The sequence below is a fragment of the Kiritimatiellia bacterium genome (genome assembly GCA_028715905.1).
In the GTDB taxonomy this organism is placed as follows: domain Bacteria; phylum Verrucomicrobiota; class Kiritimatiellia; order JAAZAB01; family JAAZAB01; genus JAQUQV01.
In genome coordinates, this window is the sequence record JAQUQV010000006.1 from 27,401 (window position 1) to 52,171 (window position 24,771).

22 protein-coding genes are annotated in these 24,771 nt (G+C 58.4%); 4 read left to right on the forward strand and 18 right to left on the reverse strand.

Annotation, left to right across the window (positions count from 1 at the left end; translation table 11 throughout):
• The first annotated feature begins 7 nt into the window (after positions 1-7).
• Entirely contained in the window at positions 8-1,036 is a 1,029-nt protein-coding gene (locus PHP98_02495; protein MDD5482512.1) for a hypothetical protein, read from the forward strand.
• 31 nt (positions 1,037-1,067) lie between these two features.
• Here PHP98_02495 and PHP98_02500 read toward each other — a convergent pair whose 3' ends face one another.
• From PHP98_02500 to waaF, 5 genes are all read right to left on the reverse strand, one after another.
• Complete coding sequence (locus tag PHP98_02500) at positions 1,068-3,026, reverse strand: ABC transporter ATP-binding protein (protein MDD5482513.1); 1,959 nt, start codon at positions 3,024-3,026, stop codon at positions 1,068-1,070.
• The gene (locus tag PHP98_02505) at positions 3,023-4,783 is read right to left on the reverse strand and encodes an ABC transporter ATP-binding protein (protein ID MDD5482514.1); all 1,761 of its coding nucleotides are present in this window, start codon (positions 4,781-4,783) and stop codon (positions 3,023-3,025) included. The genes PHP98_02500 and PHP98_02505 overlap by 4 nt, the downstream gene beginning before the upstream one ends.
• Before the next feature lie 113 nt (positions 4,784-4,896).
• A complete protein-coding gene (locus PHP98_02510) occupies positions 4,897-5,937 on the reverse strand; it encodes an efflux RND transporter periplasmic adaptor subunit (GenBank protein MDD5482515.1) in 1,041 nt (346 codons plus the stop codon).
• 131 nt (positions 5,938-6,068) lie between these two features.
• On the reverse strand, positions 6,069-6,896 hold the full coding sequence (locus tag PHP98_02515; GenBank protein ID MDD5482516.1) for a hypothetical protein: 828 nt from the start codon (positions 6,894-6,896) through the stop codon (positions 6,069-6,071).
• 98 nt (positions 6,897-6,994) lie between these two features.
• Positions 6,995-7,999 carry a lipopolysaccharide heptosyltransferase II gene (gene waaF, locus PHP98_02520; protein MDD5482517.1) on the reverse strand — a complete coding sequence of 335 codons (1,005 nt, stop codon included), beginning with the start codon at positions 7,997-7,999 and terminating at the stop codon, positions 6,995-6,997.
• Positions 8,000-8,189: 190 nt separating this feature from the next.
• Between waaF and PHP98_02525 the strand changes: the two genes are divergently transcribed.
• From PHP98_02525 to dnaG, 3 genes are read left to right on the forward strand one after another with little or no spacing between them, the layout of a single operon-like run.
• A complete protein-coding gene (locus PHP98_02525) occupies positions 8,190-9,590 on the forward strand; it encodes a tetratricopeptide repeat protein (GenBank protein ID MDD5482518.1) in 1,401 nt (466 codons plus the stop codon).
• A 12-nt stretch (positions 9,591-9,602) separates the two neighbouring features.
• Entirely contained in the window at positions 9,603-10,196 is a 594-nt protein-coding gene (locus tag PHP98_02530; protein ID MDD5482519.1) for a CvpA family protein, read from the forward strand.
• A 6-nt stretch (positions 10,197-10,202) separates the two neighbouring features.
• The gene (gene dnaG, locus PHP98_02535) at positions 10,203-12,059 is read left to right on the forward strand and encodes a DNA primase (GenBank protein ID MDD5482520.1); all 1,857 of its coding nucleotides are present in this window, start codon (positions 10,203-10,205) and stop codon (positions 12,057-12,059) included.
• 16 nt (positions 12,060-12,075) lie between these two features.
• Here dnaG and PHP98_02540 read toward each other — a convergent pair whose 3' ends face one another.
• The 13 genes from PHP98_02540 to rpoD form a co-directional block, all read right to left on the reverse strand.
• Positions 12,076-13,038: a glycosyltransferase family 2 protein gene (locus PHP98_02540; protein MDD5482521.1), complete on the reverse strand. Its 963-nt coding sequence runs from the start codon at positions 13,036-13,038 to the stop codon at positions 12,076-12,078.
• Positions 13,039-13,235: 197 nt separating this feature from the next.
• Complete coding sequence (locus PHP98_02545; GenBank protein ID MDD5482522.1) at positions 13,236-13,829, reverse strand: HAD-IIIA family hydrolase; 594 nt, start codon at positions 13,827-13,829, stop codon at positions 13,236-13,238.
• Positions 13,826-14,536 carry a sugar phosphate nucleotidyltransferase gene (locus PHP98_02550; GenBank protein MDD5482523.1) on the reverse strand — a complete coding sequence of 237 codons (711 nt, stop codon included), beginning with the start codon at positions 14,534-14,536 and terminating at the stop codon, positions 13,826-13,828. The genes PHP98_02545 and PHP98_02550 overlap by 4 nt, the downstream gene beginning before the upstream one ends.
• Positions 14,537-14,539: 3 nt before the next feature.
• Complete coding sequence (locus PHP98_02555) at positions 14,540-15,472, reverse strand: GDP-mannose 4,6-dehydratase (protein MDD5482524.1); 933 nt, start codon at positions 15,470-15,472, stop codon at positions 14,540-14,542.
• Positions 15,473-15,507: 35 nt separating this feature from the next.
• On the reverse strand, positions 15,508-16,518 hold the full coding sequence (locus PHP98_02560) for a Gfo/Idh/MocA family oxidoreductase (protein MDD5482525.1): 1,011 nt from the start codon (positions 16,516-16,518) through the stop codon (positions 15,508-15,510).
• Positions 16,506-17,840, reverse strand: coding sequence for a nucleotide sugar dehydrogenase (locus PHP98_02565; protein ID MDD5482526.1), 1,335 nt, complete (start codon positions 17,838-17,840; stop codon positions 16,506-16,508). Before PHP98_02565 ends, PHP98_02560 begins: the two co-directional genes overlap by 13 nt.
• Positions 17,837-18,826 carry an NAD-dependent epimerase/dehydratase family protein gene (locus PHP98_02570; GenBank protein ID MDD5482527.1) on the reverse strand — a complete coding sequence of 330 codons (990 nt, stop codon included), beginning with the start codon at positions 18,824-18,826 and terminating at the stop codon, positions 17,837-17,839. The genes PHP98_02565 and PHP98_02570 overlap by 4 nt, the downstream gene beginning before the upstream one ends.
• Positions 18,823-19,809: an NAD-dependent epimerase/dehydratase family protein gene (locus PHP98_02575; GenBank protein MDD5482528.1), complete on the reverse strand. Its 987-nt coding sequence runs from the start codon at positions 19,807-19,809 to the stop codon at positions 18,823-18,825. The genes PHP98_02570 and PHP98_02575 overlap by 4 nt, the downstream gene beginning before the upstream one ends.
• A gap of 6 nt (positions 19,810-19,815) precedes the next feature.
• Positions 19,816-20,841, reverse strand: a complete 1,026-nt coding sequence (locus PHP98_02580) for a galactokinase (protein MDD5482529.1) — start codon at positions 20,839-20,841, stop codon at positions 19,816-19,818.
• A 34-nt stretch (positions 20,842-20,875) separates the two neighbouring features.
• The gene (locus tag PHP98_02585) at positions 20,876-21,613 is read right to left on the reverse strand and encodes a transaldolase (GenBank protein ID MDD5482530.1); all 738 of its coding nucleotides are present in this window, start codon (positions 21,611-21,613) and stop codon (positions 20,876-20,878) included.
• A gap of 21 nt (positions 21,614-21,634) precedes the next feature.
• Positions 21,635-22,243: an SIS domain-containing protein gene (locus tag PHP98_02590; GenBank protein ID MDD5482531.1), complete on the reverse strand. Its 609-nt coding sequence runs from the start codon at positions 22,241-22,243 to the stop codon at positions 21,635-21,637.
• 44 nt (positions 22,244-22,287) lie between these two features.
• A complete protein-coding gene (locus PHP98_02595) occupies positions 22,288-22,845 on the reverse strand; it encodes a pentapeptide repeat-containing protein (GenBank protein ID MDD5482532.1) in 558 nt (185 codons plus the stop codon).
• Positions 22,846-22,878: 33 nt separating this feature from the next.
• Complete coding sequence (rpoD, locus tag PHP98_02600) at positions 22,879-24,732, reverse strand: RNA polymerase sigma factor RpoD (protein MDD5482533.1); 1,854 nt, start codon at positions 24,730-24,732, stop codon at positions 22,879-22,881.
• Between the last annotated feature and the right edge of the window lie 39 nt (positions 24,733-24,771).

Here is a 24,771-nt window from a genome sequence, read left to right on the forward strand (position 1 = left end):
TCAAAACATGTCCGGAAACAAGTACCGGGAACTTTGCGGCCTGAAGCAGGGCCAAGCCCTGCGTTTCGGGGGTGATAACGCGGAATGCCTGCTCTGCCCCGACATGGGCGGCCGGATTTTCGGAGAATGCGGCGGAATCAGTTTGCATCGGATTGACCTTGAGTGCGCGGCGCATCCCTCGGCGGCCTTCAACAATTACGGCGGGAATAATTTCTGGCCGGCGCCGGAGGGCGGCAGGTTTGCCTTCAATTACCGGGGTAACGAATGGTATGTCCAGCCGGCCGTCAACGAACAGCCTTTTCATATAGAGAAAGCGGACAGAAGTTCGGCCTTAATTGTCAAGGACGCGAAACTTGCCAACCGCGCCGGAACGATTCTTGACGTTCTGATGCAGCGCGAATTTCGCCTGTTTGAAGAAGCGCCGGCCCTTTTGCGCAGATTGCCCCTGAAGGGATTTTTTTCCTATTCCACGACCGATTCATTTAAAGTAAAAAATGCCGTTTCACCCGAAGAGGCGCTGATTGCCGCCTGGACCCTGGAACAATTTGAGGCCTCGGACAACACGCTTTCGTTCGCGGTTGTGCCAAATCCCGGAACGGCGATCAATTTTGATTTTTATGAGCATCCGGGCGAAAAGATAGAATATTACGAGAAGGGCTTTACATATCGCACTGACGCCAGGCGCAAGGGCCAGATCGGCGTCAAAGTTTTGTCCGGAGCGAAATTCATCGGCTTCATTGACCGCGGCAAAAACCTGCTCTGCCTGCGGGAAAATCTCGGGCCGAACGAGGGGAAATACTTCAACATTGCAGACAACGATCAGCCGCAGGGCCATTTTTCCGCCGCCGATAATTACAGCATTTTCAATTCGGATGAAGGCATGAAGGCCTTTGAACTGGAAACGGTCGGGGCGGCGCGGATACGGGACGGTGTTTTAACGGGGAGCAATCTGAATTCCGCGACTTCCTTCGCAATCTTTGAGAACATTACGGGTCTTGACGGTTTTCTCGGGCGGCATCTCGGCCGAAAAATCTGATGCCGATCTCCGGCCGTTGACCGCTATCTTTTCACTCCGTCTGTCTGGCATGGAGACGGGCGTAAAATCCGTTCCGGGCGGCGAGTTCGCCGGGCGCGCCTTCTTCCGTGACCAGCCCGTTTTCAATCACGCAGACGCGCTGGCAGCGCCGGGCCATGGAAACGCGCTGCGAAACAATAATAGCGGTCTTGCCGGCCAGTATTCGGGAGAGCGTTTCCTGGATCCGCGTTTCGGTTTCCGCGTCAAGGGAGGAGGTGCAGTCGTCCAGCAGGAGCACTTCCGGATCGGTCAACAGCGCCCGCGCCAGGGACAGGCGCTGTTTCTGTCCGCCGGAAAGGCTGGCGCCCTTTTCGCCGAGCATGGTTTCGTATTTCGCCGGCAGGGTCATGACAAAGTCGTGAAATTCGGCGGCGGCGGCGGCGGCGATGATTTGAGACGGCTCGGCCTCGGGCCAGCCGTAACAGATGTTGTCCCTGACCGTGCCGCTGATAATCTGGGGTTCCTGCGGGACGAGCGCCACCCGCCGGCGCAGGGAGGCGAGCTTAATGCGGGTCAGGGGGATGTCGTCAATCATGATTGCGCCCGAGGTCGGATCAAAGAGGCGGTCGCTCAGGTGCAGCAGAGTGGTTTTGCCGCAGCCGCTGGCGCCCATGACGCACAGCCAGGAGCCGGCGGGAATTTTCAGGGAAATATCCTTCAGCGCTTCTTCGCCGTCCGGGTCGTAACCGAAGCGCACCCGGTTGAAAACAATTCCCCGCCGCAGGGGCGCCGGAAAGTCAACCGCATCCGGGGCGTCGGCGATTTTAACCGGTTCATCCAGCACTTCCGAAAGCCGCCGCAGGGTGACGAGCAGGTGGGCGAAGGTTGTGTTCAGGCCGCTGATCTGCAGGATCGGCCCGAAGAGGGCGCAGGCCGTTCCCCAGGCGTACATCATTTCGCCCAGGGTCAGGTTATGGTTGAGCACCTGGTGAATGCCGTAGAGGAATACGGCCGCGCCGCTAATCAGTCCGCTCAGGCTGGCGCCGAGGGTATTGGCGGTTGCGCCGATCCTGTTCTGGGCCAGCGAGTCGCGCAGATAACAGGCCGCCAGCCGGTGGAAGAACAAACGTTCCTTTTTTTCGCGGTTGCCGGCCTGGATCATACGGATGGCGTCCAGCTTTTGCGATGCCAGTCCCCAGAGGCAGGCGTTGGTGTGGCTCATTTCCCGGTGGATTTTTATCAGCAGCGGATGGGCCGTCTTGTAAATCAGGACGTAAAACGGCAGGGAAACGGCCACAATCAGCATCATTTGCCAGTTGATAATCAGCAGGATAACGGCGCCGGTCAGAACAATCGCCAGTTGTGAAAAGCCGTTGACCAATATGTTCATCAACTGGTCCTGCACGGCGCCGGTATCGGAAATAATGCGGGCAAGCAGCCGGCCCGGCGTGTGCAGGGCGTAGTAATCCAGCGAGAGGCGCATGATTTTGGCGTGCATGTCTTCGCGTAATTTCAGGGTCAGTTTCTGGCCGATGGCGATCCGCAGGCGTCCCGCCGTCCGGCCGAACAGATTGCCAACGATCATGGTGATGGCATAGAGCGCGAAAACGCCCCATAATTTCTGCCGCGCGCCCGGCGGCCGCCGGGAAAAAGTTTTGGGCTGTTCTTTGGTCCGGATTGTCCTGCGGCCGTTTTCCGCCGGCGCGGTTTGTTTCCTGTCCTGCTTTAATCCCGGCAAACTCTTTTCGGCGTTTTTCTCATGGAAACCCGGATCAACGGCGGGCGGACTGACCACGAGGATGGAGTCAATAACCAGTTTGCTGTAATACGCCAGGATATAAAATGAGCCGCAGTAGTCCAGCACCGTCATGAGAATGCATGCCAGGAGCAGTTTTTTGAAGGGCGCCATATAAATGCGGATGAACCTGAAAAAAAGGCTCACGTGGCCTTTTTTGCGTTCCCGCTCGCGGTAAGGCGGGCGAAAGTCGTACTGGCGGTGATGAAACTTCACAATGTGTCGTCCTCAATAAATTCCTTGCCGACGTGCTGGTTATACAGCGCGCGGTATCGGCCGCCGATATTCATCAATTCGTCATGGGTTCCCATTTCCAGGATTCCGCCCCCTTTGATCAGCACGATCCGGCTGGCGTTGCGGATGGTGCTCAGGCGGTGCGCGACGACAAACGAAGTGCGGTTGCGCAAAACCCGCTCCATGGCGACCTGGATCGCGCGCTCGGATTCGCTGTCCAGCGCGCTGGTGGCCTCGTCCATGATCATGACGGCCGGTTTGCCGAGCAGGGCGCGGGCGATGGTGAGCCGCTGTTTCTGGCCGGTGGAAAGCTGCAGCCCCTCCTGGCCGATCACGGTGCGGTATTTGTCCGGCAGGGTCATGATGAAATCGTGAATCTCGGCGGCCCGCGCCGCCGCTTCAATTTCGCTTTCCCGGGCGTTCGGCCGGACGTAGCGGATGTTATCGGCGATGGAGATGTTGAAAAGCATCGGGTCCTGAAGGACAATGCCGAACGCGCGGCGCAGGGCGTAAAGGTCAAAGTCGCGCACGTCCCGGCCGTCAATCAGGAGCCGGCCGCCGGTAACGTCGTAGAAACGCATGAGCAAAAGCAGGAGCGTGCTTTTGCCGCAGCCGGTCGGGCCGACCAGGGCCGCGGTTTCGCCCGGCGCAACGTGCAGGTCAAAATCGCGGATAATGGGGTGATTTTTTTCATATTCAAAATTGACTTTCTGGAAGTCTATCTGGCCGCGCAGGGCCGCGGGTCTTATTCCGCGCGGCGTGTTGACGACCTCCGGTTTCTCGCGGCTTATTTCAAAAATGCGCCCGAGGGCGACGCGCACGTCCTGCAACTGCAGGGCCAGTTCGGAAAAACGCACGGCCGGCCAGAGCAGCTGCATGGCGTAAGCCACGAACGCGGTAACATCGCCGTAAGTCATTTCGCCGGCCAGGACCAGATGGCATCCCAGGAAAAATAGCAGGGCGCGGCCGAGGTTCTGAATGAGCGCCGTGTTCAGCGTGAATTTCTGGCTGGCGAGGCCGAGGGTCTCGCGCAAATTCATGCTGAGCCCAACCTGATCCTGGAAAATTCCGTGCTCCCGGATTTCAGCGCCGAAGGATTTGACGGCCACGTTGGCCACCAAACGGTTCTGCACGCCTCCGGCAAGGCGGTCGTGCGACCACCAGAAGTCTTCCGACAAACTCCTTATTTTTCTGGCGTTGAAAACATAATTCAGAACGAAGATGGCGACAATCAGGGTGATCAGCATGGCCAGCCTCCAGTTCAGGGCGAAGGTGGCCGTGACGGCAAAGGCGCAGCAGACGACGTCGGAGATAATGGTGAAGGTCTGGGCGGAAAGAACGCGCGCAACGGTGCCGCTGTCGCCCATGACCCGGTTGACCAGTTTCCCGGTGCTGTTTTTGCCGAAGAAGCGGAGCGATAGGCCGAGGATGTGCGTGTAGAGGAAATCCCTGAGATCAAACACGAATTTCTGGCCGATGTAAGTCATCTGGATGTTCTGCAGGAAGCCGGCCAGCGGGATGATAACTACCAGGAAAACCTGGATTAAACTCAGGGGGGCAAAGAGTTCGCGCTGGCCGAGGGAGACGACCCGGTCAATGAACGCCCGGGAAACAAGCGGGGTGCACATGTTCAGGATGGAGAGCACAATTGTCAGCGCCATCAGGCTTGTCATGCGCCAGCGGTAGGGCGCAAGGAAGGAAAATATTTCCCGGTGGGAAAGTAGTTGTTTTTCAGGCATTGGAAGACAGGGACAGAGGCACAAAGGCAGAAGGCACAAAGGGAAGAAATTCAGAGACAAACAAATAAACTTTGCGCCTGTGTGCGTTTGTCACTTTGCGTTTTCTTTCCGGGTTAATGCAGCCCGAATAGAAAGAACCAGAAGCGTGTTTTCCCATAGTAAATTTTTGCTTCCGCGGTGGTGCCGGGCGGGACTTTGTAATTTTCAGGGTCAAAACTGCAGAAAGCCACCCGGTAGGTCTGCTGTCCTTCCGACTGGATGACGTTTCGCAGGCGCTCCACCCTGCCCTTAAAGTAAATGTCTTTCAGACCGCGGTACGGGATGAGCATCGCCGAATACCGGTTGCCCGGCGTGACGCGGGTTGCATGCCGTTCCGGCACGCGCAGCTTCAGGATCAGCCGGTCGCCCCCGAAAATTTCATATAAAACCATTTCCGGCCGCACCAGTTCCCCGACCACGAATTCATAGCGCAGCGCCTGGCCGGCGATCGGCGCTCTGATTTGCTTGGCGCGGACGTTGATATCCGCGTGTTCAACCGCGTCGTTGCGCGCTTCCAGTTCCCGCCGCAGGACAATGATCTGCTTGTCGTAAACGGTCAGATCCTTGTTGGTCAGCGTTCCCAGTTCGGCGCGGGCCAGTTTCTCCTTCAGGATGTCGTCTTCCAGCGCGGCCTCCGAGACGGCCTTTTTATCCACCAGTTCCCGGGAGCGCATGAGGCGGCTGACGGCGTTGGAGAGCCGCAGGCGGGCGACAATGATATCCTCGGCCAGCCGTTTCTTTTCCTCGGCGATTTCGGCTTCGCGGCGCGCCAGTTCGTCTTCCGCCTTCTGCATCCGGCTTTTGGCCTCTTCAAGCACGGCCTGCTCCTCGGAACTGTCAAGCTCCAGCAGGACGTCGCCCCCTTTGACCTGCGTGCCGGTTTGGGCGTAAATCCTGCTGATCTTGCCGACCAGCGGAGCCCTTATTTCCGCGTACTGGTCGGAGGTAACATATCCCGCGGAACGCACGTATTGGTTGACCGGTATGATGAAACCGGCCAGAATCAGCAACAGCGCGCCGCTGCCGGCGGCCGCCAGCAAGCGCACCCGGCGCAGGCGGCGCTCTTTTGCGGTTAACGGCAAAGCGCCGGCGGATGTTACGCGGAAATCACCCATATCTTTCGCCCGTTCTGTCGGCTGCCGCAAGACGTTCCGTCAAAGCATACAGCATTTTTGCGGCGCGGCCGGCGCAGTCGCCAACCGGGGTTGCAGAATTCACACCGCGCCGCCGGCCCGCGGAAATCGCATCAGGCGCGCATTTTGCGCGAAATCTCAAAGTTTTTCACCTTTATAAAATCCTTGGCTATCATCCTGATACCCTCGGATTCGTCATCGTAACGTTTGGTGCACAGATCGCATTCGGAGCATTTGCGCTCATAACAGTTGCGGTGCACGCGGGAGGGATACATTTTTCGGAAAGCTTCGTAACATTCCTGGGAACAGAAAACATGGCGTTCCTGGCACGAGCCGAATGCCGCCTGAACGAGCCGGAAGCCTTCCTGTTTTGGATCGGCGTCTTTTTCGCACCAGCTGCATTTTATTTTCAAGCGGTCAATGACCTGGCGGTAACGCTGGGAAATTTCTTCCTCGGTCCAGACATATTCAATCCAGTCAATCGCGCCCTTGTTGATTTTGGCGATGACCACGTCATTTTTCAGCAGAAACACATCGCCGGGCACCGTCACATAACAACGGTCGCCTTCAATTACGGCCTGGCTTGCGCGCAAATGAACGCGAACCGGGCCGTTTGCCGGAGTTTCATACGTGTTCCAGCCGCAGGCCTCGCAGACTGTCGCGAAGAGGTTCTCGTTGAGGTGTTCGCCGCAACGCGGGCAGAGCCCCATCTGAATCACATGCAGCTGTTTGATGGAGTCTTCGGCGGCGTCCTGGACCTGCCGTTCGGCTTCCCTTTGCAGGCGTTTTTCCTTAAGGCCGAATTCATCGTCCAGTATCAGAATATCCTTTTCCAGCTTGTCCCTCTGCTGATCCGGCAAAACCGTGTGATGCAGCGGGGACTGGAGCATGTCCTTGTCCGACTCCTTGGCGAGACCCAGCAGTTCAAATATCTTGCGCATAAGGGCTGTGGCGTTTGCCTGCGGCCGCACATAAACATAAAAAACGAAGTTATTATAACAATGCCGTTTTCATCGGGCAAGCATTATTATTTTTGCAATCATTTTCTCTCTTTTGCGACAGCATATCCCAGCATATCCATGGCCGTATTTATCACGGTTTCCGGCGTTATGGTTTGCATGCAGGAATTGTCGCGGAACCGGCAGCGCGCCGAAAAACACGGCTGGCAGTGTAATTTGCCCTTCAAGACGGCATGATTCCGGCCGTAAGGACCGGTAAGGACCGGGTCGGTCGGACCGAACAACGCCAGGGTCGGCTTTCCAAAGGCCGCGGCCAGGTGCATCGGCCCGGAGTCATTGGTGAGCACCAGATCCATTTCGCGCAACAGTCCGGCCAGTTGCGGCAGAGTCGTTTTCCCGGCCAGGTTGACCGCCCGGCCGTTTAATTCCCGGGCGATTTCCGCCGCCGCCGGCCGGTCGCCGGCCGCGCCGAAAATATATATGGAAGCGTCCAGGTTTTCCTGCAATTCGCGGCCGGCGCGCGCGAATGACGCGCACGGCCAGTTCTTGCTCGGCCAGCGCGAGAAAGGCAGCATGGCAATGCGCGGCGCCGGCTCGCTGACCAGTTGAAAGGGAATGTTCATCGGAAAAACGGGAGGAAGAAGCGGCAGATGCAGATAACGCGCCACGTCCATAATCTCGTCAACCGCGTGGCGGTTTTTGTTTTTTTTCCCCGCCACGACCGTATAGAAAAGAAACGAGCCTTCGCGGTGGAACGAAGGCCCGATCCGTTGTTTTCCGCGCGCCAGGCGGTTGACGAGCGCGCTTTTCAGAATGCCCTGCAGGTCAATAATCATTTCGTATTGTTCCGCGCGGAGCAAACGGGTTTGCCGGATGAATTCAGCGGGCGCGCCGCGGCGCGGAAAAACAAGCGTCCGGCTGACGTCGGAAAAACATTTTACCAGCTCGGCATAAGCGGGATGAACCACCCAGTCAATTTCGGCCGGCAAGCCGTTTTTCAGGCAATGCGCCGCCGGCAGGGCGTGCAGGATGTCTCCCAGCGAGCTTAATTTCACTATCAGAATGCGCTTGGCGCCGTTTACCATGCCGGGTTTGCCTTTAAAATTTTACATTGCATAATCCGGAATTAAATAGTATATAGCAGGGGCAAATCAAGGAAAATCCAAACTGCACCCGAAAGGCACCGCATTGGCCAGGTTTCTGCTATATATGGCGTTTATCCTTTGCTTCGCCGGCTGTTCCGGCGACTCCGGTCCGCGGGCTATCCGGCGCGGAATGCGCGCTCTGGAAAAAGGAAGGCATGCCGAAAGCATAACGTGGTTTCAACGCGCCCTGCCCGGTATCACCTCCAACAACGAACGGGCGATTGTCTTGAACGGCATGGGCATTGCTTATTACCGTCTTGGGCGGAAAACCGGCGCCATGCGTCTGTTTGAGGAGTCCAGCGCGGCCGACGCCGGCGCGCCGGAACCGGTCTATAACCTGGGTATTGTCGCTTGGGAGAATGGGGACGGGGACAAGGCCGTCGCCTGCTTTGAAAAAGCGGCCATCCTGAACGAACGCGACCCGCGCGCGCTTGAATTCCTTGCCGTCATCCACGGCCGGCAGCGGCAATGGGACGACGCCCGGCGCGTCCTGAAGGAAGCCGCGCGGCATGCCCCTTCTTCGCCGCGCATTCTGTCTTCCCTGGCGGTGCTGGAAGTTGAGGCCGGCAATATCAACCGGGCATTGGAGCTGTTGCAGGAAGCCCTTGAGAAGGATGCTCATTATGCCCCGGCGGTTTATAACCTGGCCGTGATCAACCAGCGCTATCTGCGCAGGGACGATCAGGCTCTGCCGCTTTTTACCGAGTACTCAAAACTTGCGCCCTCCGGCCGCCAGGGCGACCAGGTCCGTTTGATTATCAAAAATCTGCAAAACAACCGGCCGCCGCAGCCGCCCCCCGCCGGCAAACCTTCTCCGGCGGCCGTATCCCCGCCGGCCGTAACCGCGGAAACCGCGGAAATTTCCGCCGCTCCATCCCGCCCGCCCGCGGCTGTTCCGGCGGTGGTTTACCCTTCCTTTGAGGAACTGATGCGGGTGGCGGAAAAGCTTGAAAAGCAGAACCGGCGGGAAGCGGCGTTCAACAATTATCTGCGCATCGCGCGCGCGGCCGAACAGTCCGGCAGGGCAACCGTGGCAAATCAGGCCGTGAAACGCGCCATTTCCCTGGCGGAGGGCAACGCGCAGGCGGCCTACGATCTCGGCGTTTATTTTGCGGAAAGAAATAAGAAGGAAGAGGCTTTGCCCTATTTTAAAGCCGCCCTGACTCAGGATGCAAACCCCTATCCGGCCGCCATGGCCCTGGCCAGGCTGGCCCTTGAAAAGAATGAATTTGACACGGCCATCATATCTCTCAAGAAGGCCGACGAGCTCAGGCCCGAAGACCCGGAAGCGCTCTGGCTCCTGGCCGGGCTTTACGACCAGCAGCTTTCCCTCACCAACTCCGCGGCGGCGGCCTATAATCAATTTGCCGCGCGTTTTCCGCATGATTCCCGCGCTCCCGAGGCGTTGGGCCGCCTGAAGGCCATGAATTTTGAGTTCAAGCCTCCGGAAAATTCGCCGGTCGCGCGGGATGGCAAGCCGCGCTCCTTCTGGGAAAGAATGTTCCGGAAACAAAACGCCGCGCGGCAATAATGTCTGTAACCAATGAAGCCGTATATTATTGATTTGCTGGTTGTCGCCGTTATTCTCTGGGAATTGTTGATGGGCTTGCGCCGCGGCCTTTCCGGGGAGTTGTTCCGGCTGCTGGTCACCGGCCTGGTCCTGGCCGCCGGGCTGGGTTTCTACGAAAAATTCGGCGACATGATCGCCAGTCATTCCCGCCTGACCGCAAATCCGGAGATGGCCGCGGCCCTGGCGTTTCTGCTGATCGTGGTCGGCGCGGGGGTCTGTTTCTTTTTTCTCCGCATTATTTGCACGCTCCTCGTAAACGTAAAATTCAACGATGCTTTTGACCGGCCGGCCGGGGCGGCGGCGGGCATTATGCGCGGCGGCCTGATTGCCGCGTTGTGGATATTTGCCGCCGGCCTCTGGCCGCACGGGCAATTGCGCCAGATGATACGGGTTGATTCATACGCCGGCAAAGCCGTTTTCAAGGCGGCCCCCGCCGTGCAGGTAAAAATCGCCGCGCTCGCCGCCCGCGTCCGTCAGATGAGTCCCGAACCCGCGCCCGCCGGCCCCCGCTGCCCGCCGCCGGCCGGAAAACCGGAAGAGGAAAAACCTCGCCAATCCGAACCGTAGTTTAAAATGTCGCCGCTTGTCTCCCACGCCGTGCTTGAGGAAATCCGTTTGGCAAACGACATTGTCAATGTAGTCGGCTCGTATTTTCAGCTTCAGCGCAGCGGTTCCAATTTCAAGGCGCTCTGCCCCTTTCACAAGGAAAAAACCCCTTCCTTCATGGTCAATCCCCAGCGGCAGATATTCCACTGCTTCGGCTGCGGCGCCGGCGGCGACGTCTTCCGTTTCGTGATGAATTATGAAAAAGTTGATTTTATGACCGCGGTCAAGATGCTGGCGGACCGGGCCAATATCCGGCTGGCGTTTGAATCCGGCGCAAAAGACGATCAGCCGGCCAAGGATGTGCTTTATGAAATCAATGCGCTCGCCGCCCAGCTTTACCATAAAATTCTCCTGCATGATCCCGCCGCGGAAGGGGCCCGCAAGTATCTCGCAAGCCGCGACCTGGGCCGGAAAACCGTGGAAGAATTCCTGGTCGGTTACGCGCCGGACCGTCCGGATACCATCCTGAAATGGGCGGGCAAAAAATACCAGCGTTCCCAGCTTGAGGCGGCCGGGCTTGTTATGCCGCCGGGCGGAGGCCGCGGCGGAGACGGCCGCGCTCCCTGGTATGAACGTTTCCGCGGCCGGCTGATGTTCCCCGTGCGCGACGAGCAGGGCCGCGTGGTGGGGTTCAGCGGGCGTATTCTCAGGGATGATGCGTCCGCGGCCAAGTACGTCAATACGCCCGAAACGCAGCTCTTTCACAAGGGCCGTCTGCTTTATGCCCTGGACAAGGCCCGCCGGACGGTTGTGGAACAGCATGAGGCCGTCGTCTGCGAGGGTCAGATAGACGTGATTCGCTGTCACCTCGCCGGTTTCAACACCGCCGTCGCGGCGCAAGGCACGGCTTTTACCGACGACCACGCGCGCATCCTCAAACGCTATGCCGACGGCGTCGTGCTTGTCTTTGACGCCGATGCCGCCGGCCGGAAGGCGGCGATCCGCGCGGCGGAGGTGTTTTTGCGGGCGGACCTGGCAGTGCGCGTGGCCGTGCTTCCCGAAGGCGACGACCCGGATACCCTGCTGCGGAAAAGCGGCGGTCCCGCCAGGTTCAGGGAGATTCTGGACAGGGCGCAGTCGGCGGTTGATTTCCAGGTTGATGTCTTGAGCGCTGAAACGGACACAATGACCGATGCGGCCATGATGCGCATCAGCGCGGCGGTGATCGCCGCGATCCTGCAGACAGGCAACCCCGTTCTGCGGGCGGGCATGCTGAAAACCGCCGCCGAGCGGCTCGGCCTGCCCGAGAATGCCCTGGCCGCCGAGCTGAACCGCGCCGAAAAGCGCCGGCGGAATTTTTCCGCTCCGGAAATTTCCCGGGAAGGGGATAAAGTGCCGCCGAAAGAAATGGCGCTGGTTGAACATTTGCTCTATGAGCGTAAGCTTGCCGGGCTCGTCAGAAAATATCTGCCTTTAAGCCTCATCACGAACAATGCCTGCCGGCAGATCGCCGCCGTCTGCCTGGAGGCCGACGAAACCGGGCGGGAAGTCATGGACCTTATCGCCGAAAAAGACGACGAGGAACGCGCGCTTTCAAACATGGCGGCGCGCGCTTCCTGCGCGCCCGAAAAAATAAAGAGCGATTTCACCACGCACGAGGAATCGGTCAAATCGCTGATTCTTGCCCTGCGCCGGGAGGACCTGGCAAAACAGCGCATGGAAATTGAAAAAAAATTGCAGGCCGCGCGCATTGGCCGGCCGCCGGGAGATGCCGATGGTGGGGAGAGCCGGCGGCTGGAAATTGAATCCAGCCAGCTTGGTTACGACCTGCAGAAAATGAGGCAGTGGGACAGCGCGCTCCCGATCATGGAACTGCAACCGTAAACAACCGCGGGCGCTTTTATCCGGCGGCCCGCGCGGATTCGTTTTTTTCGGCCGGCGGCAAGCCGATTGTTTCGGCGATAAAATAAAGCGGCCTTTTTTTGGCCTCGTCAAATATCCGGCCGACATACTGGCCGATTATCCCCAGGCTGATCAGTTGAATTCCTCCGAGCAGGAGAACGGCCACCATTATCGTGGCCCAGCCGGGCACCGGGCCGGAGGGATTGCGCAGTTTGTTGATGATGATGATGGCGGCCTCAAGACCGCCGAGCAGGGCTATGAAAATTCCCAGACCGGTCGCCCACATCAGCGGTTTTCCGGAAAAAGACGTGAGCGCGTCCCAGGCAAGGATAAATGATTTCCAGACCGGATACTTGGTGATGCCCGCCTGCCGCGGCTCGCGCTTGTACGTTACCGCGCAATGGGTATAGCCGACCCAGCCGGTCAGGCCGCGCATGAAGCGGTGCCGCTCCCGCACATTTTTAAGGGCCGCAACCACTTTGCGGTCAACCAGGCGGAAATCGCCGGCGTTGAGGGGCGCCTCAAAGTCAACCAGCTTTCTGAAAATCCGGTAAAAAAGGCCGGCCAGCAGTTTTTTAAGCCAGGTTTCGCCGGCCCGCTGTTCCCGGACGGCGTACACCACCTCAAATCCTGCGCGCCATTTTTCAACCAGGCGCGGTATGACTTCCGGGGGGTCCTGCAAATCGGCGTCAATAATCACGGCGGCCGCGCCGCCGGAATAGTCCAAACCGGCGGTAATCGCGATTTGATGCCCGAAATTCCGGGAAAGTTTTATCAGCTTCAGGCGTTTGTCCTCCCGGGCCCTGGCGGCCACCCAGTCGGCCGACCCGTCCGAACTGCCGTCGTCAACAAAAATGATTTCAAAATCTTCCTCCCCGCCCGCAAGAGTTTCACTCAGCCGCCGGTAAAGAACGGGAAGATTGTCTTTTTCATTCAGAAACGGCACTACGACGGACAGCATTTTTTTTGTCGCGGGCGGCGGCAGTGTCATGGTTTGCTCCTCGAGGTATGGGAATTTCAAAGTTGTCTGTTTTTTGTAGGGGCTTCGCTCGTCGAAGCCCTCTGAAGGGGCGCGACAAGCACGCCCCCTACATGCAAAAAATAATAGTTGCCGCCTTTGGCGGCCTTCATGTCTTATGAATAACGTTTGATGGTTGTTTATTCTTCCGCAATGATTTCCGCCGCTTGCCCCAGGTCCGGGACGATAAAGTCCGGCCGGCAATTGTCCAGGCTGAAGAACAGCTCAATTTGTTCAATCTTCAGCCGGGTCACGAGCATGGTCTGACATCCGGCGTTTTTGCCCGCCTGCACGTCGTTCAGTCCGTCGCCCAGCATCCAGCTGGACGGCAAATCAATGTCAAACTTGCGCGCCGCCGCCAGCAGCATGCCCGGTCTGGGCTTGCGGCATTCGCAGGCGACGGCATATTTATTTTTTGCCGGCGCCGGACCGGGAGCGTGAGGGCAGAACCGCAGTTCGTCCCATTTGGCCTCTTCGGCGGCGAGCCGGGCGGCCAGTTTGTCGTTGACCGCCGTCAATGCTTTCAGCGAAAGGGTTCCCCTGGCTATGCCCGGCTGGTTGGTTGCCACGATTACGAGGTAACCATGCCGATGGGCGCACTTTATAAAGTCCGCCGCATGGGGTTTGAGAACAACGTCTTCCGGACGGCGCGGAGAATCAAGGGTGCCGTGGATTTCATCATACACCATTTCATTCAAGGTGCCGTCTCGGTCAACAAATACCGCTTTGTTCATCTTCTGCCGCGCGCGCTCCCGATGTATTTTTCAAAGTCTTCCAGCCCGGAAGGCCTGCCGATTTCATAGAATCTTTCCGCGGCCACATGCGCCCTCAACTGCCGCCGGGCGGCCAGGTTCTCCTGGATTTGCGCCAGGTCAAGGGGGAGGGGGGCGTTTAAATATGCTTCCATAACAGATTTCCGGTAAATGGACAAGCCGTAGTCAATATAATCGCATCTTTCGCCGCCGGGGTTTTTTGAATAAAAAACCACGAAACCGTCTCTGATTTTTACGTTGCTGACATCCCATTTGTTTTTGTTGCGATAAACGCACATCAGGGCCGGGGCGCTGTTTTTCTCAAAAGCCCGGACAACTTTCCGGTAATCAATCGGGAGATAAGAATCGCCGTACAGAACCATGAACTTTTCACGCAGCATGGCAAAAGCGTTGACCAGGGCGCCGCCGGTTCCGAGCAGTTTGCGGGGGGATTCCCTGGAATAACTGATCTTCACGCCGAAAGAAGCGCCGTCGCCCAGATGCTTTTCAAGCATTTTTCCCCTGTAGCCGGCGCAGATGAGGATATCGCCGCAGCCGTTCCGCCGCAGAAGTTCCAGCTGGTGCTCAATGAAAGGCCGGCCGGCGGCGGGAATGAGCGCCTTTGGCAGTCTGGCCGCCAGTTTTTTCATTCGCGTTCCCAGGCCTCCGGCTAGAATGACCGTCTGCATGAATCAGAAAACCTTTCGCCAGTAATCCAGGATTGCTTTAACCGAAGTTTCCAGGTCAACCTGCGGCTGCCAGCCCAGCGCCTTCAGCCGGGCCGGGTCGCCGGTTTTGTCCGGGTTGTCAATGGGCCGCATTTTTTCCGGGTCGTTAACTATCCGCAAGTCCGCCCCTGTGTTTTTTCTGAATATGTCCAGGAGGGCGCCGATGGAATGCCCGGCGCCGGAACAGATGTTGTAAACGCCGCCGATTTTCCCGCGCAAGGCGATCTGCCAGAGCGCGGAAACGCAGTCGCGCACGTCAAGGAAATCGCGGATGTTTTCCAGGTTGCCCACCCGCAATTCGCTTTCTTTGCCCCGTTCAATGCGCGCGATTCCGCGGGCGAAATCGGAGCTGACGTCGCCCGTTTTCCGCGGGCCGATTATGAAAAACGGCCGGACGCATATTGTCTTCAGGTTTTTTTTCGCGCAGTAGATTCCGGCCAGGTGTTCCATGGCCAGCTTGCTGGCCGCGTAGATGCTGTCCGGTCTGAGCGGCGCGTCTTCGGCGATGGGAATGTTTTCCCGGCCGGGTGCGTAAACCGAGCTGGAGGAAACCGCGATGATCAGCGGCGGGCGGGATTGGCGCTCGGCCCCTTCAAAAAGTTTGAGCGAGCCGGTCAGATTGGCGCGGAAAGTCAGCGCCGGATCGGTCCAGGAAACAAGCGGCAGGCTCTGGGCCGCGAGGTGGAAAATAATGTCCGGTTCATGCCGCTCCAGGAGGCGGTCAATAAACACGGCGTCCGTCAAATCGCCGCAGGCGGCCGCCAGCCGGCCGTTGAGGTGTTTCAAGAATTCATCCGGCCGGCGCATGGCCGCGACAACCGACTGGTCTTGTCCGAGCAGATATTCAGCCAGGCAGCTTCCGATGAAGCCGCCGGCGCCGGTAATCAGGCATTTCATTTATGAATGGGGCGCAAGCTTGAAAAAGCACGCAGTTAAAACTTGATGATTTTGCCGGTTTTTTCCGATTCATAGACCGCCAGCGCGATTTGCAGCGCTTTCCGGCCGTCCTCGCCGTTGCCGAGCGGCTCCCGCCCTTCGGAAATTGCGGCGATGAATTCCTTCCATTCTTCTTTCCAGGAAACGTCGCCGCCGCGGTATTCAGTGATGTTTTCGCTGAAGGGCGCTTCAAAATCGCGTTGGCCGATAACCAGCCGCTCGGTGCCGTAGCTGGCGCCGAGTCCGTCCACGGCGGCGTAACCGTCGCGGCCGAAGACCTCAAAGGAAAAAAGATTTTTCCATTGGGTCAGCGAGGAATGCAGGGAGGCCGTGGCCGCCGATGATGTGCGAAAGACGGCCATGCCGTCTTCGTCCAGGGGCTGGCCGGTGAAGAAACGCCGCGCGGTCATGCCGGTTGCCTCGGTGATTTCTCCCAGGAACCAGCGGAAGAGGTCAATCGCATGGGTGCCCTGTTCAATGAACTGCCCGCCGGCGGCCTGATCCGGGTCCGCGCGCCATTCCTTTTCGTATTCCGGCCGTCCGCATATGCCGTAACGGCAGCGCGCGAAGAGCGCCTGGCCGATGTCTCCCCTTTCAAGCGCCGCTTTTGCCTCCCGGACGGCGGGATGGTGGCGGTGGTTAAAGCCGCATTTGAGGATTTTTTTCGCCTGGCGCGCCGCGGCCAGCATCGCGTCGGCCTCGGCCAGCGAGCGGGCCAGCGGTTTTTCGCACAAAACGTGCTTGCCGGCGCGCAGGGCGGCGGCGCCGATTTCGGCGTGCGCATAAGGGGGCGTGCAGACGAGCACGACGCCGATCTCTTCCATGGCAACGGCTTCCTGCCAGGTTTTGACCGCGGCGCAGCCAAAATCTTTTGCGGCGGCGTCGGCCTTTTGAAAAGTGCGGTCGGCGATGACCGCCAATTCCGTCTGGGCGCACGCCCTTACTGCCGGCGCCCGCCGGCGGCACTGCAAGCCCGCGCCGATGATGGCAACCTTCATTTTCTGCATGGCGTTGATTCCTCTTGCGCCGCGTCAAATCCGCGTCCGAAGCCGATATAGCGGAAACCGGCGCGCACGAGATCGGCCCGGTTGAGAATGTTGTTGGCGTCAATCAAAAGATCGCCGGCCATTGTTTTTCTGATTCGGCCGTAGTCCAGGTTTTTATATTCTTTCCAGCCGGTTAGCAAGAGTAAAGCATCGGCGCCGCGGGCGGCCCGATAAGGGTTATTTTCAAAACGGAAATCGGCGCGGCCGGCTATTTCCCGCCGGTCGGCTTTCGGGTCGTGCGCGGTAACAGACGCGTTTGCGCGGTTCAGTTCGGCGATGATTTCCAGGGAAAGCGAACGCCGCAGGGCGCTGGTGCCCGGCTTGTAGGCCAGCCCCAGCACGGTTATTTTTCTGCCGGCGAGCGGTTTTAAAGCCCGGCGCAGTTTCAGGACAACCATCCGGTTCTGGATTATATTTGACTGCCAGGCGCCGTTGAGGAGGGGCGTTTTTACCCCGCAGCGGCGGCCGAGTCCGCGCAGGGTCTGCATGTCGCGCGCCAGCGTTCCGCCCGCGAAACCCAGCCCGGGCATCAGCATCGCCTTGCGGCCGATCCGCGGCTCGGCGCGGAGGATTTCCGCCAGCCGGAAACCGTCGGCGCCGGTCTTGTCGCAGAGGTTGCCCAGTTCATTGCCGAAGGCGAGCGAGACCGCCAGGTATCCGTTCAAGGCGTGTTTTACCATTTCAGCCGTTACCAGCGATGTCCGCTCCCATTTTCCGCCGATGGCGGAGAGGAGGGGGACCAACCGGGCAAAAGCGCGTTCATTGTCCGCGCCGATCACCCGCAGGGGCGGATTGAGGAAACGTTCAATCGCCCGGCCGAGCTGAAGATTTTCGGGGCTGTAGGCGAGAGAAAAGCGCAGGGCGGGATTCTTTTTCCTGATTTCCGCTTCCAGCAGAGCGCAGGTGCCGACCGGCACCTGCGCGGTTACCAGGATGACGGAGTCATTTTCCAGGGCGGGAGCTATTTTCCGCGCGGCCCCGAAGATGCCGCTCAAATCGCTCCGGTCTTTTTCGTCAACGGGGGTGTCAGACATGAGGAGGACCAGCGGGCGGTTCTTCACAACCGCCTGCAGGTTGGCGGTGAAGCGCAGGCGTCCGGCGCGCAGGTTTTTCCGCAGCAGTTCTTCCAGGCCGGGTTCAAAGAGCGGCGGCCGTCCGGCCCGGAGCCTGCGCACGGTTTGTTCGTTCGGGTCCGCGGCCAAAACATCAAAGCCCAGACCGGCGAGGCAGGCGGCGCCGACCACTCCCTGGTGCCATAATCCGATAATGCCTGTTTTTTTCATTCTTTCCCCAGCATTCTCCGCACGGCGATGCGCACCGCCTCGTCGGAGGTGTGTTTTGCGGTCCAGCCCAGCCGGCGCATCCGCTCCACGGTGATATGCACCCTGGGCTGGTCGCCGGGCCAGGCTTTTGGCGTGCCTTCAACGGCGATTCCGGCTGCGGGCAGTTCCATTTCGTTCCTGATGATTTCCGCGATGTCGGTAACCCTGGAAATTGTGGCGGTCCCGAGGTTGAAAATATCGCAGGGATTTTCGGCCGTCATGGGAATGTTGCGGAACGCCCAGCCCATGCCGTCAATGCATTCCTCAACGAGAAAATAGTTTTTTTCCTGCCGGCCGTCGCCCCGGATGAGCAGTTTGTCCGGGTTGGCGCGCAATTTATGGATGAAATCATAGATGACGCCATGCGTCATTCTTTTCCCGATCACGTTTCCGAAGCGGAAAATCCAGGCGCGCAGTCCGTAAAGGTGGCAGTAAGCCGAAATGAAAGCCTCGCCGCCGATTTTCCCGGCGGCGTAGGTTGAAACCGGCAGGAGAGGGCCGGCCTGCTCGTTTACGGGCCGGTCGCGGCAAAGTTCGCCGTAGACCGCGCCGGTTGAGGAAAAAAGCAGGGGCTTGATATTGTTGAGGCGCATGGCCTCAACAACGTTGAAAGCGCCGGCCGCGCAGTCTTGCAGGTCGCGCCGCGGGTTTTCGGCGCCCCCGATTATGTCGGTGTTGGCGGCGAGGTGCCAGACGAGGTCGTGATCCCGACTGGCGTTCCGGAGGCGTTCCATGTCCAGAATATCCGCTTGTATAAAGGTGAAATTCGGATTTTCAAAGTGGGCGGAGACGTATTCGCGGCGGCCGTTGGAAAGGTTGTCGTAGACGCAGACCTGATAGTCCTGCGCCATGAGGCAATCCACAACGTGGCTGCCGATGAAGCCGGCCCCGCCGGTTACGAAAATTTTTCTGACGGAATTGCCGAGGGTGCGTTCCATTTTTTTCATGCCGCCGGCTTGATCCGGCCCAGGCGCGCGTCTTCCAGCATGGCCGCGACCGCCGCCTCCACCGCCTCTCTGGAAGTCATCCGGTTGCGCCAGCCCAGTTTTCTGATTTTATCGGTTTGGAGGCGGTAAACGGGGACATCGGCCTTCCAGCCGCGGGCGCCGCCGGTGTATTCAAAAACCGCGCCGGCGAGCTTCATTTTGGCAACGACAATTTCGGCGATCTGGGTGACGGTCAGAAAATCCTCGGCGCCGACGTTGAAGACCTCGTAAGGCGCGGACTGTTTTTGCTCCGCCAGCAGGAAGGCGTCCAGGACGTCGGCGATGAAAATATACGGCTTGCTTTGTCGGCCGTCGCCGAAAATGAGAAGGCGCTGCGGGGCTTTCAGCAGGCGGCGGATGAAATCGTAGGCCACGCCGTGGGTTTGATGGGGGCCGACAACATTGGCGAAGCGCATGACCGTGCCCCGGATTCCGAAGAGATGGCTGTAGGCGCTGATCAGCGCCTCGCTTCCCAGCTTGCTGGCGCCGTAAGTTGAAATGGGAATGGAATGCGGCCAGGCTTCCGGCAGAGGCACGGGGGGCACGTCGCCGTAGACGCCGGAACCGGAGGAAAAGAAAATGCGCTTGCAGCCGCAGCGCCGCATGGCCTCCAGGGTGTTATGGGTAAGGTAAAGGCCGTTCCAGAAATCAATTTCCGGCTCCTCGGCCGCGCGCGCGATGTCGGAATTGGCGGCGAGATGAAAGACGGTTTCGCAGCCGGTCATGGCCGCCTCCAGGCATTCCAGGTCTGAGGCGTCCGATTCAACAATTGTCAGCCGGGGGCTCTTGATTCTTTCCGCAAAGGGCCAGCGGCGGCCGGTGCTGAAATTGTCGTAGACGACCACTTCCGCTGCGGTTGTGTCCAGCAGGCGGTTGACGAGGTGCGCGCCGATAAAACCGGCTCCGCCGGTTATGAAATAACGGTTGGTCGGTCTGCGGTTCATGCGGGATCAGTCAAAATCATCCAGGGCGGTCAGGTCGCTGACCACGTGCGCTCCCTGCCGGGAGGGGAAATAAGCTATGGGCGGCATGCCCTGGCCGGTCATGAATTCATCCAGGGCGCGCGCCTGTTTCGGGCAGTAAAGCATCAGAAAGCCGCCGCCGCCGGCCCCGATTATTTTGCCGCCGAGGACGCCGAATCGTTTTTTAACTTCCGCGTAGAGGTTGTCCATGACGCCGAGGCTGACGGCGGCGGACATTTGTTTTTTAAACCGCCAGTGCTCGTCCATGAGCGCGCCGAACGCGTCCAGGTCGCGGGCCAGGAAAGCTTCGTAAATGCGCCGGCCGATTTCCTTGATATTGAGCAGGCATTCAATCGTGTTTTTATGGCCGGGATTTTCGCGCCGGCGGGCGGCCTCGTCCTGTTTTTTAAGGACGGCCGTGGCGGAACGCTGTACGCCGGTGTAATAGACGCGGGCCTTGGAAACGAGCTCGTTGGCCGTGGCGAAATCCACCGGCGAGCGTTCCACGGTTACCTTGCCGTCGGGAGCTATGGCAAGTTTCCTGAAACCGCCGAAGGCCGCCATGTACTGGTCCTGCTTGCCGACCGGTTCCCCGAGAATATCCATTTCAATCCGGCAGGCTTCCTCGGCGATTGTCGCGGGCGGGGCGGATTCTCCCTTGTATGCGCGGATGGCGGTGAGCAGGCCCGCGAGATAGGAGCCGGACGAGCCCAGCCCCGTTTTGGCCGGCATATCCGCGATGCTGGTTAATTCAATGTTGGCGCGCACGTCATGCAGACGGAGCGCTTCCCGCGCCAGGGGATGCCTGATTTCTTCAATGCTGTCAACAGTTTCAACCTGGTTGTAGCGGACGACGATTTTCCGGTCGGCAACGGAACGCCGGTTGAGGAGTATATACATGTATTTGTTGATGCACATGGCGAAGATAAAACCGCCGTGTTGTTCGTAAAACGAAGGCAGGTCGGTTCCCCCCCCGCCCAGCGTGATCCTGAATGGCGTCCGTGTGATAATCATCTTTGCCTGCTCTCTGTTGTGTTTTTGCGCCTGTTCACAGAATTGTAAATCCGCTTCTGACGGCATCATGATAAAACATCCGCACCGTCTCAAGCGAATAAATCTCCAGTTCCTTTCCCAGATTGCCGGTTTTGGCGAGCAAATCGGGGGTAACGGTGATGATATGACAGCCGATTTCATCGGCCTGAATGATATTGAGAACCTCGCGCGGACTGGCCCAGAGCAGTTCGGCCGCGGGCAGAGGCTTTAAAATCGCCAGCGCGTTTTTCATGGCCGGCAGGGGGTCGCGTCCGCTATCCGCGATGCGTCCGGCGAAAACCGACACGATTGACGGCACATCGGGCCGCAAAACGGGGACAAGCCCCCCGACCTGTTCCGTGGTCATGATGGCGGTGATGTTGAGTTTCAAGCCCAGTTCTGCCAGCTCCCGGATCAGCGGGGCGGATTGTTCGCCGCGGGTGTTGGTGACGGGAATCTTGACATAGACGTTTGCCCCCAGCTCGTTCAGCCGCAGAGCCTGTTGCCGCATCCCGGCCATGTCGTCCGAAAACACTTCAAACGAGACCGGCATATCCCGCACTACGCGCAGGACTTCGGTGGCAAAAGCCAGGTAGTTGGTGATGCCGGCCTTCGCCATGAGCGTCGGATTGGTGGTGAAACCCTTTACGATTTTTTTTTCGTAGGCGTCTATGATTGAGTCCAGGTCGGCGCCGTCGGCAAATATTTTTATCTTCAAATCCTGGAGACCGCGTTTTTCATCCGTTTCCGCCATGTTGTTCATCCCGGTCAGATTTCAGGTTTTGCCGCTTGTTTCCGCCTCCCATTTGGGCGCGGCCGAGCGCAGTTTAGGGTGCGACACGATCAGGTGGGCAAGCAGGGCGTGAAACGATTCCGTGTGCGGGGTAACACGGCCCGGATTGACAACCGGCACAAGCACGCAGGCATCGGCGATTTTCGCCGTGTAACCCCCGGCGCGCCCGACAATCCCCAGGATCACGGCCCCTTTTTTTCTGGCAAACTGGAGCGCCCTGACAAGGTTCGCGCTGATGTTTTTTTCCAGGTCGCCCCCGCCCACCGAAAAGACAAAAACAACGTCGTTTTTCCGGAGACGGCCGGCCCGCAGCCAGCCTTCAAGGCAGTTTTCCCAGCCATCGTCATTAATGCGCGCGGTCAGCTCGGACACGTTATCGGTCGGCGCGCAGGCGTCCAGGCCGGCCAGCTTGCGCAAATCGTTGACAAAATGGGATGCGGTCGCGGCGCTGCCGCCGATGCCGAGCACGTAGACCCGCGTCCGCCGCCGCCGGGCGCGGGCCAGATGCGCGATCATGGCGGCGAGCGGCCGGCGCTTGATTTTTCCGGTGATAACGGCGGATTCGGCCAGGTATTTATTGATGAATTTCACGGAGTATTTATTGTATAAAAGGGGAAACGCCCGGGTTGCCGCGGTCAGGGGTGAATCTGGCCGTCGGGCAGTATGGTGCCGCTGAAAACGGCTCCGTTGGTTTTAGCTCCTTCCATGATGGCTCCCGTAAGATTGGCCCCGCTCAGATCGGCGTCTATGAGCGCGGCCTGGCTGAGGTCCGCCCCCACCATGGAGGCGTTTTGCAGATTGGCCTTGGTCAGGTTGGCGTTTTTCAGGTTGGCGTTTACCAGTTTGGCGCCGTTCAAATCGGCTTGATAAAGGATGGCTTTTTCCAGATTGGCCTTGGTCAGGTTGGCCTGGTTGAGCCGGGCGTTTTTAAGGATGGATTTTTTCAGACTGGCCTCGGACAGGTTTGCGAACGAGAGATTGGCGCCGGAAATATCAGCTTCGTCCAGTTTGGCGCCGCTCAAATCCTTGCCGATATGAATACCGCGGATTATCTGCAGGCACTGTTCTTTGGTCAGATCGGCGGCGGAGACGCCTTTGGTTTTGATGTTAATGATTTTTTTCTGGGCCGGGGCCGGCGGGAGCATGACCAGCGGGAGCATGATAACCAGAATGATTGGGCGCAAATCCTTCATAAGCCGTCCGCATTTAACCTGAAATATACAGGATTATGTTTTAATATCAAGGAATCCTTCCAGTTTTTGCAGGCGCGTGGGGTGGCGCATTTTGCGCAGGGCTTTGGCCTCTATCTGGCGGATACGCTCGCGGGTCACGTTGAACATACTGCCCACTTCCTCCAGGGTGCGCGGGCAGCCGTCAAGAATGCCGAAACGCAGATGGATAACCCGCTGTTCCCGTTCGGAGAGGGTGTGGACAACCTCCTGCAGTCTCTGCCGCAGGAGGCTGTAGGCGGCCATCTCCGAGGGGTTTTCGGCCGATTTATCCTCAATGAAATCCCCGAAGGTAGTATCCTCGCTGTCGCCGACCGTGGCCTGCAGGGAAATCGGCTGCTGGGACATTTTAAAAACTTCCCGGACCCGTTCCACCGGCAGGTTGATTTCACTGGCGACTTCCTCCGGGGTGGGTTCCCGGCCGAAATCCTGCAGCAGCTGTTTTTGAACACGGACCAGTTTGTTGATGGTTTCAATCATGTGGACGGGGATGCGGATGGTCCGCGCCTGGTCGGCAATGGCGCGGGTGGCCGCCTGCCGGATCCACCAGGTGGCGTAAGTGCTGAATTTATAGCCCCGTTTGTACTCAAACTTTTCCACCGCGCGCATCAGGCCGGTGTTGCCTTCCTGAATGAGGTCCAGAAACATCAGTCCCCGGTTCATGTATTTCTTGACGATGCTGATGACCAGCCGCAGGTTTGCTTCCGCCATTTCCGTCCTTGCTTTTTGTCCCTTTTTCAGCCATTCCCTCAATTGCTGGCATTTGGCGTCAAATGCTTCGCCTTTCATCCAGCATATATTCTCCAGTTCCCTGAGTTCGGCTTGAAGCGCCCGCAGGTTTTTCGTGTATTCGGCGTTTTTCTGTTTTTTTTGCCTTTCCAGGCGGCGCATCCGTTCGGAGCCTTCGCGGTATTTCTGATGATGTTTTTCAGCGACCGCGATAAAATCCTCAATCGCCTTCTGCTTGAAGTGAAATCCGTCCAGCAGGCGCACGTACTTGCGGTGGGCCGCGTTGAGTTTTGCCTGCCACCGTTTTAAATTTGCCTGGCTGGTTTTGGGGTCGTTTATTTTTTTGAAAATCAGGGAGAGGCTGGCGTGGGCGGCCTGGGTTTTCTTTTTGAGGGCCGGAAGCATCTTGAAATATTTGTCCCGTCCGTCAACGTGTTTGTCAACGATAATGCGGTCAAACCTGTCCTGTCCCTCTTCAAGCCGGTCGGCGAGACTGAAATACGCCTCAAGCGAGAAGCCGAATTCTTTGAAAAGGCAGCGCGACTTGATTTCCGCCTCCTCAATCCGTTTGCAGATTTCAACCTCCTGGGCGCGGGTCAGCAGGGGCACCTGGCCCATCTGGTGGATATAGGAGCGGATGGGGTCGTCCATGGCATCCAGCGACCTGGCCTGTTCCACCCGTTCCGCCTTTTCGGCCTGTTTTTTGTATTGCTCCACGTCCGAAGCGTCAATGATTTCTATGTCCATTCCCCGCAAAAGCAAAATGAACCCTTCCAATTCGTCCGGGTCAATCAGGTCGTTCGGGAGGGTCTCGTTGATATCGGCGTAGGTAAGGTATCCCTGTTCGCGCGCCACCTTGATGAGCTCTTTTACTTTTTCGTTAAGCTCGTCGCTGCTTAACTTTATCTTTAACTGCGCGCCCAGATTCAAGGCCGGCGATTTTTCAGCTCCGGCCGTCTGGTTGTTCTGGGCCGGCTTATTAAGAGAATCGGCGGGGGAAGAAATGCGCCGGGATTCCTTCGCGCCGGAAGAAGACGGCTGTGTCTTGCCGGTTTTGACCTGTTGTCCGGCCGCCGCCGGACGGGCTTTGCCGGAACATTTGAGTTTTCTGGCCTTTTTCATAGATTGGATGCTTTGATCTTCCGATGCTTTCTTTAAACC